This is a genomic window from Ignavibacteria bacterium, from assembly GCA_041649015.1.
Lineage (GTDB): Bacteria > Bacteroidota > Ignavibacteria > Tepidaquicellales > Tepidaquicellaceae > CAIKZJ01.
In genome coordinates, this window is record JBAZNU010000005.1 from 1 (window position 1) to 15,260 (window position 15,260).

A 15,260-nucleotide genomic window follows, 5' to 3' on the forward strand; every position below is an offset into this window, starting at 1 on the left:
TGAACTCTGTGGTAAAATGCTCTTGCTCTTAGCAATAAATAAATTTCTCCTCTGTGCCCTCTGTGAACTCTGTGGTAAAATGCTCTTGCTCTTAGCAATAAATAAATTTCTCCTCTGTGCCCTCTGTGAACTCTGTGGTAAAATGCTCTTGCTCTTAGCAATAAATAAATTTCTCCTCTGTGCCCTCTGTTTTATCTCTGTGTTCGAGTCGAAGATTCGCCGCGGCGAATGAATGTCTTTAAAATTTTGCTCTTATCCATAAATTAATATTTTTCTCTGTGCTACTATGTTTGAAACAGTGTAATAAAAACAAACTTTTATTAAAAATCTAAATAGTTCTCTTTGCGTCCTTTGCTTCCGAGTCGAAGATCCGCCGTCTTGTTGGGCGGACGATCCTTGCGGTAAAAATTCTCTTTCTTGTTTTAGTATTAGTTCTCTGCGTCATCCGGTAAAAATTCTCTTTCTTGTTTTAGTATTTGTTCTCTGCGTTCGAGTCGCAGATTCGCCGCGGCGGACGGTCAAAGTTTTTCTTTGCTTGCAGCTCCTGCTTTGTCGTAAACTTAATACCGAAAATCTCTTTACTTTTTAGTGATAAATATTCCTCTTAAAAAATTTATTTCAATATCCTATATTAGCATACATGGAAACTACTATTATTATAGCACTCCTTGTCCTGGTAATAATCTTATACTTTGTATTTCAGATGAACCAAAACAAGGAACTCCGCGCAAACAGGGAAGAGCTCCTGAATGCAACCAAAGAGAACAGGGCTGAGCTCAGCACGGCATTAAAAGAAATCAATCAGACGCTCGAAACAAAAATCGACGCACTGATAACAAAGATTGACGATAACAATAAATACAACCGTGAATCTATAACTGCGTCTTTAAAAGATTTTCAGCTTACCTTTGAAAAGAATGTTGAATCGTTCAATAGTCTTCAGAAAGAAAAGTTTTCACAGATTGAAGCTAATCAGACAAAACTCATCGAGAGCACCGAAAAGAAGCTCGAGCAAATGCGTGAAACCGTTGATGAAAAACTTCAGAAGACTCTTAACGAAAGACTCAACCTTTCATTTGAAACAGTCGGCAGCCAGTTGAAAGCAGTTCAGGAAGGACTCGGCGAAATGAAGAACCTTGCACAGGATGTAGGCGGACTCAAAAAAGTTTTAAGCAACGTGAAAACACGCGGCAATCTCGGAGAGGTACAGCTTGAAATGCTTCTCGAGCAAATACTCGCTCCCGACCAGTTTGAGAAAAACGTAAAGACAAAGCAGGGGAGCAGCGATTCCGTTGAATTTGCCATAAAGCTTCCCGGACGCGATGAGCTTGAAGGCTCTGTCTATCTGCCGATTGATGCAAAGTTTCCGAAAGATTCCTATGAACATCTTCTCGAAGCATTCGAAACAGCGGACGCAAAACAGATTGAAACAGCTTCAAAGAATTTTGATAATGCGATAAAGTCGATGGCTAAAGATATAAGCGAAAAGTATATCGACCCTCCGAACACGACCGATTTCGGAATTATGTTCCTTCCCTTTGAAAGCATATATGCGGAGGTAGTTCGCAAGTCGGTACTGCTGGAAGAGCTTCAGCGCAAGCATAAAATTATAGTAACAGGACCAACAACACTGGCGGCAATACTCAACAGTCTTCAGATGGGATTCAAAACACTCGCAATACAAAAACGCAGCAGTGAAGTCTGGAAAGTACTCGGCTCCGTTAAGAAAGAGTTTGAAACATTCGGAGGAATGCTCGAAAAAGCACAAAGGAATTTTGTAACAGGACTCAACCAGCTTGACGAAGTAGTGGGCAAACGCACGAAAGCAATACAGCGCAAACTCAACGACGTTGAATCCTTAAGCCAGAATGATACCGCTACCATATTACCCGAACCCAAAGACGAGGATTAAACTTATATTCTAAAACAAAGAACCCGGCTCATCACCGGGTTCTTATCAATCTTGTTCTTATTTTTTTGCCGCAGGTCCGCCATTTTGTCGAAGATCCGCCGTCTTATTTGGAGGATTGGGCGGATCATCCCCGCGTCCCCGCAATTTTCTTGGGCGGGGATCAAGGCGGCCTGCCTGCTGCAGGCAGGGGATCTAATCGTGGCTCTCTGTTCTTAACAACAATCAACTATCAACTAAAAACTATCAACTATAAACTATCAGCTCTTCCCTATTCCCTATTGCCTATTCCCTTTTTCACTTTTTCACTTCCTCACTTTCTCACTGCTCTTAAGTCACTTCTTCACTTCGCCCCTATTCCCTATTCCCTATTTCCTATTCCCTATTTCCTATTTCCTATTCCCTATTGCCTATTCCCTGTGCGCTCTCTTCTTAGTGTCCTAAGTGCTCTAAGTGTTGAAAAACATCTCTTGCTCTTTAAAAGAAAATATTCTCTTTCTCATCTGTGTAAATCTTATTCTTTCTGTGTAAATCAGCCTGCCTGCTGCAGGCAGGTGTGCCAAAGCTCTATCTCTTTTCGTGTTTTAAATCGACTAAATACTCGACCCTATTTTGAACGCAAGGTAAGCGCAAGGTAAGCCCATCTAAACCCTAACCAGAAATTTCCGAAAATGTTGTGATTAATAGTAGGAGGGCATGTATTAGTTTCATAGTTCATTCTACTAATATATGCAAACAAAAACCAAAATTTTGCCATGAAATAATTGAGAAAATTTTTTGCATAACCACTTTATACGCGAAAACACTCAAAAATCAAAGGGGTAAAAATTTTTACATAAGAAATGACGGCACAATTTCCAAAAAGGATTGCATATACATAATATGAGGGGGTATTAACATCTGATGGCTATCCGCCTTCGCAACCAAATGTCCTGTCCGTATCGAATTGCCGTCACCTTTAGGTGACGGTCAGGATAGGATTAGTAAGAATGGGCTTTAGCCCAAAACAAAATAATAATTCGGCTAAAGCCGGTTATTATTAATCATTCTACTTCTTAAAACAGCAGTTCCCCGGCGGCGGAAAAAAGAAGGAAGACCCGGCAGTTCCTCCTACTACATAAGCAATAATCCTGAAATCTTTTTAGATAATGTGCCTGAAATCCTAAAAAGGTTTCAGGCACTTCAAAACATATTCCAATGCACTAAATTAATGCCTCCGACCCATTAAACGACTGCCCGTAACCCTCAAATTTAAGCATCTAACCCGTTAATTGACTGCCCTCAACCCTCAAATCAGAGCCTATGACCCACTAAATTAATGCCTATGGGGGGGGGCGAAGGGGATACAGAGGGGTTCCGAAGGGGGTGTAGAGAATAAAGTTTCGTTAAAGATTAGCAACATTGAATTTGATATTATGCCAATCCTGTAAATGCTTTTTCGATTTCAATCCTGAGCGATGTTTCCATTTGTCAATTTTCTTTAAAAGCGATTTTGTAATTAAATCATCTTTTTCATCAATATCAAAATAAGATTCCTGAAAAAATCTTAACCTGCATACATTTTTCAAATAATCTCTAATAATTGAAATCATTTGTTGGGCATCCTTTTGACATATTGACGTTGGAATAGAAATTCTACTATTCACATCTATAATATTCCCTTTTCTAATTCTTTCAAGACCAACATAAGTTGCTTTTTGCTTTTTCTTTTCTAAATCTCGTTTATAAATAAATTTTATAAATTTGGGGGAATATTCATGCCAATCATTATTATTAAAGAATACTCTTTGCTTAATTGGATGTATATATAAATCATTAAGAAATTTTTGCTCGAACTCAACATCAGGAGTCCACTCATTGGTTGTTAAAGTAAAATAGTACCATTCAACTTGTTCCGATTTACCAAATTCTTCTATAGATAGAACTGATAATTGAAATGCTGAAGGATAAGATTTATTGTTGTAAAGAACTATTGAGTCGAAATGAAGACGAAGAGCATTTTTAAATGACTCAACAGAGAGTTTCTTAAGTTTATATTCCGTTATATTCCTTTTCACTTTTATGTTATCAGTCTTTGATGAACGAACATTCTGTATTGATGTTTTGCAAGTCTTCAAAGTAATATTGTGTTATTGCATCATCTAATCCTATCTTAAAAGTACTGTATTGCGAATAATTAACGTCTAAATGGCTAACAGGGTGAAATTTTCCATTTTCATTATCTGGATCATAATCAAATCTTAAGTATGATGGTTCAAACTGAAAGATCTCTTCTAAAATAAAAAGACCCGATGAATCAATACTATCAGGTTCAATATAGTAATCTATTAATGAAGGATTTATTCTAAATTGACTACTTTCTATTATTGAAATTACCGCAGAAATACTTTGACTATCTAATATTTTACCTGAGTAAGTTGATATTTCAAGAACTTCATCGTGTTCAATTTTAACTAAAAGTGGAAAAGATACACTATAGTATTTTTGATCTTTGTAAAAGAATAATCGACTCATTTTGTCAACTATTAGTTTCATTTTTGAAGTAATAGGAATATCCTCAGCTTTAGGATTTAAAAGTAATTGGCGAGCTGCAAAAACAATAACTCTTGCATATTGAATTATATCTCTTATCGGAACGAAGAATTCTTTCTCTTGAAAAGGTAGTATGTCTCTTTCAATTATCTTCACTTCACTTTACTTTACTTTCCCTTAATATATTTAATATTGTCCATAACAAATTCCGTTAAGGTATCTTCGTCACTTTCAATCATATCTAATTGCTGTGAAACTTTAAACAGTTTGTCGTGATATTTTTTATCAACTCTTAGTCTTTTAAAAATGTTCATCATTAAATCATAATAAGATTCCTTTTTAATACGGTTTTTAAAACTTGTTCTAATATTCTCCTTTTCGGCATCAGTAGGCTCTTGTATAACCATTTGATTATTATCTACTATTCCCTTTAAGCCAATTTTCATACCCTCTGTTAAACCATACCTACTATCTTCTGGTATAAGTAAATATGATTTAATGAAAGAACGAGTTAACATTGTATAAAGAGAGTTTCTGTAACTTGAGCTATTATAGATTCCTTTTGTAATACAAATTACAAATGGAAATTCTAGTCCTTTAACATTATTTCTATTGCTGATAAAAATGGTATTTGGTAATTTTTCTTTTGATTGATACGCCTTATTAACTATCCAACCAAAATTTTTCCAGATTTCTATTTCAAGAAAGTCAGCCAGTTTGTAAATTCCTTGATCTTGATCAAGAAGTATAATGCCAACGTCTTCAGGTAAGACTGTTTCATTTTCTTGTTTAATTTCTTTTAACAATTCAATAATTTGATCAATATAATAGCCGGAGGTTTCAACTATTTTAATACTCTCAAAACCTTCATCTAAATCTTCAAATCGTCTAAGTGGTTCCCTACTTAAATAATATTTATTGTTTTCAACTTTAACATTATATCCACAATCTTTCCACTCTTTCTCTTCCAACCATCGAAGTTTATTTGATTCAAACAAGCCCATTCCCAATGCGTGAGCAAACATTAATGTTTTGGGATCTGTTCTATAACATTTTCCAAGCAAGAAGTCAGGATCAATTGTTTTGGAAAAATTCTCATCAAATATACTTTGAAAAATATCACCTGCAACAAAAACATTCTTTTCAGTCACTAATTCACAAAGTTCAAAAAAATTCTCATCAAAATCTTGGCTCTCGTCAACAAACATATGTGTAAATGCATAAGTGATATTAGTATCTGGTTGTTTTAACTTGATTTCCTCAGTTGCTAACTTACAGGCCTTACTAAATGACATTTCCGGAGAAAACGGGGAAAAAGAAATTTGATAAAATTCACATATATATCTATATGCACCCGAATTTGGTGAAACAAATGAACCCCAAGCATTAGTGCACCAAAGTCTTTTATCCCATTCGATTTGTTGTTCTACTTTCATAAAATTGAAAAAAGAAGGTATCCTTTTCTTTAAACTGTCTGCCAATATTTTATTATGACAAGTAAAATATATTTTAGATGAATTGTCACTTGTATATAAGTCTTTTAATTTATGAAGCAGTAATTCGGTTTTACCTGTACCAGATAATCCTTGAATTACTACTCTTTTCTTTTCAAGATTTTCATATACGAACCTCGTTTGATCTCCATCAAAAAGTTGTATTTTTTGTTTTACTTTATCTAATGTTGTATTTGGAACATCTTCTTTAACTCTGTATATATCGTTAATACTTCCAATAAATAAAGAAATTAATAAATCCAGTTTCTTTTTTTCTCCTTCATCGGTTAGTGCAAGTCGTTGAAATAAATTTTCAATACTAGTGATTTCATTAACTTTAATGGAGTATTCTAATAAAGTCTTTCTCCAAATTCTTGGTCTTCCAATTACATCTTTGTATAGATATTTATCTGATATTGACCCAATGTCTTCAAGAACATCTTCAATATAGTTTCCAAATTCTGCTTCATTATCACCATAATTTAGTATAGCAATCTTGTATCTAGGTGATAAAATAATTAGAGATTGATTATACTTGTATGAATATTTTGGGTCTGTAAGAGGTCTATTTAAAACATAAATCAAACTTTTAGTACTTTCAGCAAACGATTTTAACTTTTCTATTAAGTTAGCATTAGATGGATTTTCGTCTGCTTGTAAATAGAAGTAACTGCTCATAATTTTAATATATTTTATCTGTTTTCAATATATTTATAATAAACATTTTGTGTTAATGTTTATAAATTATAAATTTCATAATAAACTATTATAATTTACTCAAAAATACCAAATTCGTATTTTAATAACAAAGATATACCCGAGAATATAAAATATCAAAAATAGAACCGGATACTACATTCCGATAATAATCTGATTTGATGTAATAGAGGCAACGATACCCGATACACTCATTATAAACCCGATAGGCAGTGTTATGAGCAGAATAGATATGAAAAGATTATCGCGTAAATACTGTAACCCTGCATCTTTATTAACATCAGACGGGGAAAAATTTTGCATAAGAAATGACGGCACAATTTCCAAAACGAATTGCATATATAATAAAAGAGGGTATTAAAGAGCTATCAACTATCAACTATCAACTAATCCTGTCACTCCGTCACTTTGTTACTCTGTCTGCGCCGCATTCTTTGCATCCGTTACGGCAGACCTATTTTTGAAAATCAACTTCATCTGTTCTCAATCCCGAAGGAGTTGAATATGAAGAATGCAAGTAATACAAAACCAATTCATTGCCATTCTGAAAATAACCCGCAATATTTATTCCTTGAAAAAAACATCAAAAATAACTAATTAGCATAAGGAATAGGAATAAATTCAAAGAAAAAGTTATGTGAATTATTATTGGGAATACTTCGCATCACTGCAAGCAAAGTCACGCTTGAAAAACTACTACAGCCATTTCTTTAAATCAAATTCCAAACCATTAATAAAGAAAGATAAAAGTACAAAAATTCTTTTAAACATAGTTGTAATATTTTATGGCTTATCCTATTGAAAGGAAATTAGTTGTCGCTGTATCATCAAACGCTCTTTTTGATTTAGAAAAAGAAGACGAAATATTTCAAAAAGAGGGTCTGCAAGCTTATAAAGCGTATCAATACGAAAATAAGCATGTTAAGTTAAATAAAGGACTAGCATTCCCGTTTATTAAAAGATTCCTTCACATAAATAAAGTTTATTCAGATAAAGAACCAGTTGAGGTAGTTCTTTTATCGAAAAATAGTCCAGAAATTGGAATAAGAATATTTAATGCTATAAAGGAATATGATCTAAACATAACTAGGGCAGCTTTCACATCAGGTGAATCACCATATAAATATATTCCTGCTTACAACATTTCGCTTTTCCTATCAGTTAATGAAAAGGATGTATTAAATGCTATTGAAGCTAATTATGCTGCAGGAAGAATTTTAAAAACAAACATTAAAGATGATGATGATTTAGAATTGCGAGTTGCTTTTGACTTTGACGGTGTAATAGCTGATGATGAAGCAGAAAAAGTTTATGCCGAATCTAAACAATTAGAAATATACTACGAGTATGAAACTAAACATAGGCAAGAAGCACTTAACCCGGGACCATTAGGTGATTTTTTCCGAAAACTATCTTATTTTCAAAAAATGGAATCTAAGAAAGCAGAAAATGATTTAACTTATAAAAAGATTTTAAAAACTGCAATCATTACAGCAAGAAATGCACCTGCACATGAAAGAGCAATCAACACGTTGAAAGAATGGAAAGTTGAAGTTGATGAAATGTTTTTGCTTGGAGGAATTGAAAAGAAAAGAATTCTGGAAGTGATGAAACCGCATTTGTTTTTTGATGACCAATTAACTCATTTAGACCCAAAACTTGAAAATATTCCTTTGGTTCATATTCCTTTTGGTATTCAAAACAAATCGATAGAGATAAAGAATAAAAATTAGCATTTTAATTTAACGAATAAGAAATTTATAATAAATAAATTATCATCAAATGATAATATTTGTATTGAATAATTTTGTAATTTTGTAATAAAGTCAGAAATGTATGATTTTATTTTTTATTGTTTTTAAAAAAGAATAATACTAATTTATTAAAATAGTGCTAAACAGAAAATTTATATATTATGAAATTATTTGAGATTTTAGAAAAGCAGTTAAAAAGTGAACCGAATTTTGTTTCTGATAGCGGAGAACTTAAAAAGTGGGTTGTTATCACCAAGGCTCAAAACTTCGATGAAGATTTAATTTCTTTATTGCTCGAAGATAAAGAATTAAAAGAAAAGTTCTTTCTTAAAGTAAAAGGTGCTTTAGTCTTTAATCTATCCTTGTTCATACAGTTTTTCGAACAAAAGAACTATTTAAATGATAGTTATACCGCATACAAAAACAAAGTCGGTTTAAACATAGACGGTAAATACATAAAACAAAATAACGATGTGTCTCTCGTCTGGCCATACAAAGATTGTATTCTTGAAGGCGGTCAATCTCGAGAAGAAGATAAACGCGATGAAATATTTTTTAATGAGGTTCTCGCTCAGGATGAAATAAATCAACTTCTTAATCCAAAAATATTGACCAATGTAAAATTTATTACGTCGTCTAAAGAAATACCTTTTGATATAAAGGAAAAGAATTTTTGGAAATTATCAAGCAATTATTTAATAAATGGAAATAATTTACTCGTTTCAAGTTCGCTTTCGCATGTATTTCGTAACAGAATAAAACTAATTTATTTAGATCCTCCTTATAATACACCGGGGGAGGCTAATACCTTTAGTTATAATAATTCTTTCAATCATTCTACTTGGCTTACATTTATGAAAAATAGGATTGAAATTGCTAGTGATTTAGTTTCGGATGATGGATTTATTTGTCTAGCTATTGATGATGTTGAATATGCCTATCTTAAAGTTATGTGCGATGATATCTTGGGACGTGATAATTTCTTAGCAACTGTTGTCGTTCAAATTAAAAAAGAAGGTAGGACTGACAGTGAATTTTTCGCAACATCACATGATTATTGTCTATTTTATTGCAAAGATAAAAACAAAGCAAAATTAAACAAATTATATATTTCTGAAGAAAAATCTCGAAAATGGAAAGAAAACGATAGTACTGGCAGGTTTTATTGGCGGGATTTTGTTAGAACTGGTGGAAATTCTACACCTATAGCTAGACCAAACCAAGATTATATAATTTACTATTCACAAAATAAAAAGGAGATTATTGGTGTAGGTGGTTTCAGTGAGAAACCTCCTGAAGATCTTTATTATTCAAATAAAGTTTTCATAATCGATAATGATGGTCAATTGCAAGAAATATCTAATGAAGAGTTTTGTAAGGTTAATAAAGATATAATTGAATATTATCCTAAAGGAAGTAAAGGAGAGCGTCAGGTTTGGAGATGGTCTGATAGAGAAAAAGTTTTGTGGGCTGCAAAACTGGGCGAAATAAATTTGATAGACAATAAGATTAAAATTAAAGACCGTATTCGTCAAGGTTCAAAACCAACAACTACATGGTACGATAGCGATTTTAATGCAACATCACATGGAACTCTTTTATTGAAAAAATTATTTAATGGTAAAAAGGTATTCTCTTATCCAAAATCTCTATATACAATGATCGATATTGTGCAAATTACTACTAATTCTGATTCGGAAGATATTGTTCTGGATATGTTTGGTGGTAGTGCCACAACAGCGCAAGCCGTAAATAGAGTTAATGAATTTGATAATGGAAATAGATCTTTTATTATCATTGAACAAATGGATTATATTCATAACGCTACGTTACCTAGAATCAAAAAATGCTTAAACAAAGTAAATGATGATTCGTTTGTTTATCTCGAACTTAAAAAATACAATCATCACTTTATCGAACAAATCGAAAAAGCAAAATCCACTAAAGCACTTCTCATAATTTGGGAAGATATGAAATCTAAATCTTTCCTAAACTACAACGTTGATATTAAGAAACACGATGAACACATTAATGAATTTAAATCACTTTCTTTAGAGGAACAAAAACAACATTTGCTCGAAATTCTCGATAAAAATCAGTTATACGTCAATATATCTTCAATGGATGACAAAGATTTCAAAGTCACTCCCGAAGAAAAGAAAGTAACAATAGAATTTTACAACCTTAATAAATAGTGTATGCCATTTTTATATGAAAGTTTCGATACGTTAACTAAATTTGGTGCCATACCTAATATAAAATTTGCAACAATTGAAGATAATTTATCACCCTGTTTTCCTATAAGAGAATATCAGATAAAATCATTCGCAAGGTTTGATTATTTTTTAAAATCTAACTTTGACGGCAAACAACACACTCCTTATCATTTGTTGTATAATATGGCAACAGGAAGCGGTAAAACACTTGTTATGGCTGGTCTTATGCTTTACCTCTACGAAAAAGGTTATCGCAACTTTATTTTCTTTGTTAACTCAACAAATATTATTAAAAAGACGAAAGACAATTTTCTTAATTCACAGGCTTCAAAATATTTATTCAGCAATAAAATTGTTATCAATGGCCAAGAAGTTCATATTAAAGAAACTGTCACTTTCGAAAGTGCTGACACCAAAAACATAAACATTAAATTCACGACTATTCAGCAGTTGCACATCGACTTAAACAATACCAAAGAAAACTGTGTTACTTATGAAGATTTCAAAGACAAAAAGATTGTTCTCATAGCTGATGAAGCTCACCATCTAAGTTCAGCAACCAGAAACAACAACGAACTGTTTGGAAGTTGGGAAGGTACAGTGCTTGAAATATTAAAACAGAATCACGAAAATATTCTTCTTGAATTTACCGCCACTATTGACTACGGAAATCCTGAAATTGCCCGGAAATATGAAAACAAAATTATTTTCAAATATGATTTAGCACAATTTCGTATTGACGGTTTTTCAAAAGAAATTAATCTTATCCGTTCAGAATTTGACGAGCAGGAACGTATAATTCAGGCATTAATATTAAACCTGTACCGTCAGGAACTCGCAGCATCCAAAAATATAAATTTAAAACCGGTTATTCTTTTTAAAGCAAAGCGAACAATAAAAGAATCTGAAAAGAATAAAGAAAATTTTCATAATCTTATAGATGCGTTGTCAGGCAAAAGAATTGATGGAATCAGAAAATCTTCAACTGTTTCTGTTATTCAAAAAGCATTTGCCTTTTTTAACTTAATGCATATTTCATCTTCGCAAATTTCTAACCTCTTAAAATCAAATTTCAAATATGAAAATTGTATTAGTGCAAATAACGACGAGGAAGCAGAACAAAATCAAATTAGTTTAAACACTCTTGAAGACGAGAAAAACCCCCTTCGTGCAGTTTTTGCAGTTCAAAAATTAAATGAAGGTTGGGACGTCTTAAATCTTTTTGATATTGTTCGTCTGTACGAAGGTCAAAACACTGGCGGAACAAACACAACTGTTGGAGCAACAACTATGTCAGAAGCTCAATTAATCGGTAGAGGCGCGAGATATTTTCCTTTTGCCTTAGAAGAAGGTCAGGACAAATTCACAAGAAAGTATGATAATGAAATAGATAATGATTTGAAAATTCTTGAAGAATTATACTATCATACTAAAGAAGATAATAGATATATTTCTGAACTGAAAAGAGCATTGGTTGAAACCGGTATTTACGAAGATGACCTTGAAACAAAACATCTTACTTTAAAACTCGATTTTCAAAAAACAGATTTTTATAAAAAAGGCAAAGTTGTATATAATAAGAAGATTGAAAAAAGTTATGACAACGTAAAATCATTTTCTGACCTTGGTGTCTCATTAAGAAACTACGTTCATGCACTCTCTTCAGGGAAAGGTAAAGTTACTGGTGTGTTTGAAACTGCAGATGTAACTCCATTAGAACAAATTGAAAGTAAAGACATCAAACTCTCTGGTATTCCTAAACACATTATCAGATACGCTCTATCTCAAAACCCTTACTTTTATTTCGATAACATATCAAAATATTTCAAACATCTTGAATCTATATCAAACTTCATTGAAAACACTGATTATTTAAGCGGCTTAGAAATCACTTTCAAAGGTTCAAAAGCAAGACTTACACAAATATCAAATTCCGACTTTTTGTATGCGATTCAAGGTTTGTTAAAATCAATAGAAACTGAAATTAAGGATAATTTAACTGAATACGAAGGCTCTGAATACATAAATGATTACATACATAAAGTTTTCACAAATAAAGATATTAGAGTCAAAAAAGATAGTGAAAAATCTAAAGGTCAGGAACACGTAGTCGCAGATAAACCCTGGTATGTTTACAATGCAAACTACGGAACGTCCGAGGAAAAATCATTTGTAGAACTATTCGCAAGACGTTTTGAAAGCATTAGTAAGAAATTTAAAAACATATATTTGATTCGTAATGAAAGAGAACTAAAAATATTTGATAAACTCGGCAGAGCATTCGAGCCCGATTTCCTGTTATTCGCAAAACAGAAAAAAGGAAAAGAACTAACCTATCAGGTTTTCATAGAGCCAAAAGGCACATATATAGTTGGAAATGACAAATGGAAAGAAAATTTCCTTGAAGAAATAAGAAAAGAACAAAAGACATTAAAAATAGAAACCGATAATTATTTAATAACAGGAGTCCCGTTCTATAACTACGATAATGAAAACGAATTTAAGCGATCACTCGAAGAAGTTCTCAACATAAAATAATTTATTTGCTGATATGCCTTACAAAGAACATATATTATTTACCGATCCTGAAGAAACAACGATACTATGGCGATATATGGATTTTACTAAATTCGTTTCATTATTAGATTCAAAATCTTTGTTTTTCCCAAGTGCAAAAAAGTTACAAAAAATTGACCCATGGGAAGGGTCGGAGTTGAAGAACGAATTAGATTATGATTTGAGAAATGAACTTAGGATTTGGAATAAATCTAAAAATGATAATCAGAATATTATACAATCAGATTTTGAACATCTGAAAGAATGTGCGAAAGGATGGGAAAATGGATATGAACATCAATGTAACATTAATTTTATTAGTTGTTGGCATTATAATCAAACCGAGTCTGCTGCAATGTGGAGATTATATTTGAAAAGTAATGAAGGATTGTGTATTAGAACGGATATTGAATCGTTTAAAAAGTCTTTTCATAATTCAAAGGAAAATATTTTTATTGGAAAAGTCAGATATAAGGATTATGAGAATGATATATATTATTCTGATTATGATATGTCAAAAGTAGGTTTTGCGGGTGCAAATATGTTTCTTCCTTTTATTCATAAAAGAAAGATTTATGAACATGAAAAAGAATATCGAGCAATAGCTTTTATAATAGACGATTCATGGAAAGATAAAAATGGTATATTAGTAAATGTTGATTTAAACGTGCTGATAAAGGAGATTATTGTTGCTCCATCTAGTCAAAAATGGTTTAAAGATATTATACAATCAATTATTCTAAAATATGGATATGATTTTAAATTATCAAATTCTATAGTTGATGATACTCCTTATAGTTATGATTTATCAGTTTATGCGAACAAATAATTTCTATAGAGAATAAAACAAATAATGACTAACTCCTTCAGCATGTATTAAAATTTGTTATCGTAAAATAAAATCATATTGTCATGAGAAAAATCAGAAAATCACGATCTGAAATAGAAAAAGAAGTTCAGGCTATTTTCAGGAATCGCAAACCTGCTAACGAAATTATTCTCAATATCGAAGAGTATCTTGGTAAAGTAACTCACAAAGAATTAATAAATTGTGATGAAATATTAAGTATAATTTATGATGAGGTTCATGAATATGATGAAAAAATGGGTACGAAACTTTTGAATAATAAAAAGATAAAACTCATCCTAGAACCTATTTTTCAGGGAATAAAAGAATATGAAGAAATTATTACGGAATCTCCCGACTTTGATATTGATTGCCCTGTTCAGGCTCTTATTGCAACAATGTATTTTGTTTGTGATGAATTTAAAGAATTGCGTCGTCATCGATACCCCACCATAGAACTCGGGGAAGAACTTTCTAAAGAAAATAAAAGTTTCAAAAATCTTTATTCATTTTTGTTGAAAAATAAGGAGTCAGCTCAATTAATATCAGATTTTAGCGACCAGAATACACGTTACGTCATAAAAAATTTAATTATTGACAATATTATTCCACTTCAGGCAATACTAATGTATTTTGATGATACAATAAACATTAAGCAAAATACTGAATTATTTTATAGAATGTTGGAGAAAACATTTTCGCGTCAGTCTATACAGGCTTGTATACTTGATAATATCGATGATATTAGCGGGGGTAAATTTTCGGTACCCTATGAATATTGATATAGAATGAGTTCCTTCTGAAGAATTATATCCACTTAGTTCCCACCATTCCGTTAAAAAAATAATTGTCTTACGACAATTATCTATTCTTCGTAATTTGCATCAACTTTAAAAATTAAAAAAGTTGATGCGAGTGATACACAAAATAAATAGAAGTAGAAAATACGAAAGCAAAAAAAGAAGACGTAATGATTTATTTAAGCTCATAACACTTAACTTTCATAAAACCATAATACATAGCTTGTCTTTCAGCCATGTTCAGCCTTGTTTCAGCCTTTTTCAGCCATGTTTCAGCCTTAAATCAGCCTTACCGCCGCATGGTCTCTGCTTCTTCTCAGTGTCTTCTCGGCAACTAAAAAATTACACCTTTAAATATAGATTTTATAAACGGCTTATGATCATAGCTAAATTCTATTCCGTCAGCGGAAGATGGGGGGAATTCCCGCGCTATACC

Annotated in this window: 10 protein-coding genes; 6 read left to right on the forward strand and 4 right to left on the reverse strand. The window is 32.0% G+C overall.

Annotation, left to right across the window (positions count from 1 at the left end; all coding sequences use genetic code 11):
• Window positions 1-640: 640 nt before the first annotated feature.
• The gene (rmuC, locus tag WC644_09285; protein MFA5012127.1) at window positions 641-1,912 is read left to right on the forward strand and encodes a DNA recombination protein RmuC; all 1,272 of its coding nucleotides are present in this window, start codon (window positions 641-643) and stop codon (window positions 1,910-1,912) included.
• Window positions 1,913-3,294: 1,382 nt separating this feature from the next.
• Here rmuC and WC644_09290 read toward each other — a convergent pair.
• The 4 genes from WC644_09290 to WC644_09305 form a co-directional block, all read right to left on the reverse strand.
• The gene (locus WC644_09290; protein MFA5012128.1) at window positions 3,295-4,026 is read right to left on the reverse strand and encodes an AbiV family abortive infection protein; all 732 of its coding nucleotides are present in this window, start codon (window positions 4,024-4,026) and stop codon (window positions 3,295-3,297) included.
• On the reverse strand, window positions 3,977-4,597 hold the full coding sequence (locus WC644_09295) for a hypothetical protein (protein MFA5012129.1): 621 nt from the start codon (window positions 4,595-4,597) through the stop codon (window positions 3,977-3,979). Before WC644_09295 ends, WC644_09290 begins: the two co-directional genes overlap by 50 nt.
• A gap of 11 nt (window positions 4,598-4,608) precedes the next feature.
• Window positions 4,609-6,612: an AAA family ATPase gene (locus tag WC644_09300; GenBank protein MFA5012130.1), complete on the reverse strand. Its 2,004-nt coding sequence runs from the start codon at window positions 6,610-6,612 to the stop codon at window positions 4,609-4,611.
• Between the two features lie 174 nt (window positions 6,613-6,786).
• On the reverse strand, window positions 6,787-6,954 hold the full coding sequence (locus WC644_09305) for a hypothetical protein (GenBank protein MFA5012131.1): 168 nt from the start codon (window positions 6,952-6,954) through the stop codon (window positions 6,787-6,789).
• Between the two features lie 482 nt (window positions 6,955-7,436).
• On the opposite strand from WC644_09305, the gene WC644_09310 reads away from it, so the two are divergent.
• From WC644_09310 to WC644_09330, 5 genes are all read left to right on the forward strand, one after another.
• Window positions 7,437-8,384: a 5'-nucleotidase gene (locus WC644_09310; protein ID MFA5012132.1), complete on the forward strand. Its 948-nt coding sequence runs from the start codon at window positions 7,437-7,439 to the stop codon at window positions 8,382-8,384.
• A 182-nt stretch (window positions 8,385-8,566) separates the two neighbouring features.
• Window positions 8,567-10,600, forward strand: a complete 2,034-nt coding sequence (locus tag WC644_09315; GenBank protein ID MFA5012133.1) for a site-specific DNA-methyltransferase — start codon at window positions 8,567-8,569, stop codon at window positions 10,598-10,600.
• A gap of 3 nt (window positions 10,601-10,603) precedes the next feature.
• Window positions 10,604-13,159 carry a DEAD/DEAH box helicase family protein gene (locus WC644_09320; protein MFA5012134.1) on the forward strand — a complete coding sequence of 852 codons (2,556 nt, stop codon included), beginning with the start codon at window positions 10,604-10,606 and terminating at the stop codon, window positions 13,157-13,159.
• A 13-nt stretch (window positions 13,160-13,172) separates the two neighbouring features.
• Entirely contained in the window at window positions 13,173-14,006 is an 834-nt protein-coding gene (locus WC644_09325) for a DUF2971 domain-containing protein (protein MFA5012135.1), read from the forward strand.
• 83 nt (window positions 14,007-14,089) lie between these two features.
• A complete protein-coding gene (locus WC644_09330; protein MFA5012136.1) occupies window positions 14,090-14,806 on the forward strand; it encodes a hypothetical protein in 717 nt (238 codons plus the stop codon).
• The last annotated feature ends 454 nt before the right edge of the window (window positions 14,807-15,260 follow it).

Coding starts and splice junctions, on each gene's coding strand:
- rmuC (MFA5012127.1), top strand. CDS start 641: ATGGAAACTACTATTATTATAGCACTCCTTGTCCTGGTAATAATCTTA.
- WC644_09300 (MFA5012130.1), bottom strand. CDS start 6,612: ATGAGCAGTTACTTCTATTTACAAGCAGACGAAAATCCATCTAATGCT.
- WC644_09305 (MFA5012131.1), bottom strand. CDS start 6,954: ATGCAAAATTTTTCCCCGTCTGATGTTAATAAAGATGCAGGGTTACAG.
- WC644_09310 (MFA5012132.1), top strand. CDS start 7,437: ATGGCTTATCCTATTGAAAGGAAATTAGTTGTCGCTGTATCATCAAAC.
- WC644_09315 (MFA5012133.1), top strand. CDS start 8,567: ATGAAATTATTTGAGATTTTAGAAAAGCAGTTAAAAAGTGAACCGAAT.
- WC644_09320 (MFA5012134.1), top strand. CDS start 10,604: ATGCCATTTTTATATGAAAGTTTCGATACGTTAACTAAATTTGGTGCC.
- WC644_09325 (MFA5012135.1), top strand. CDS start 13,173: ATGCCTTACAAAGAACATATATTATTTACCGATCCTGAAGAAACAACG.
- WC644_09330 (MFA5012136.1), top strand. CDS start 14,090: ATGAGAAAAATCAGAAAATCACGATCTGAAATAGAAAAAGAAGTTCAG.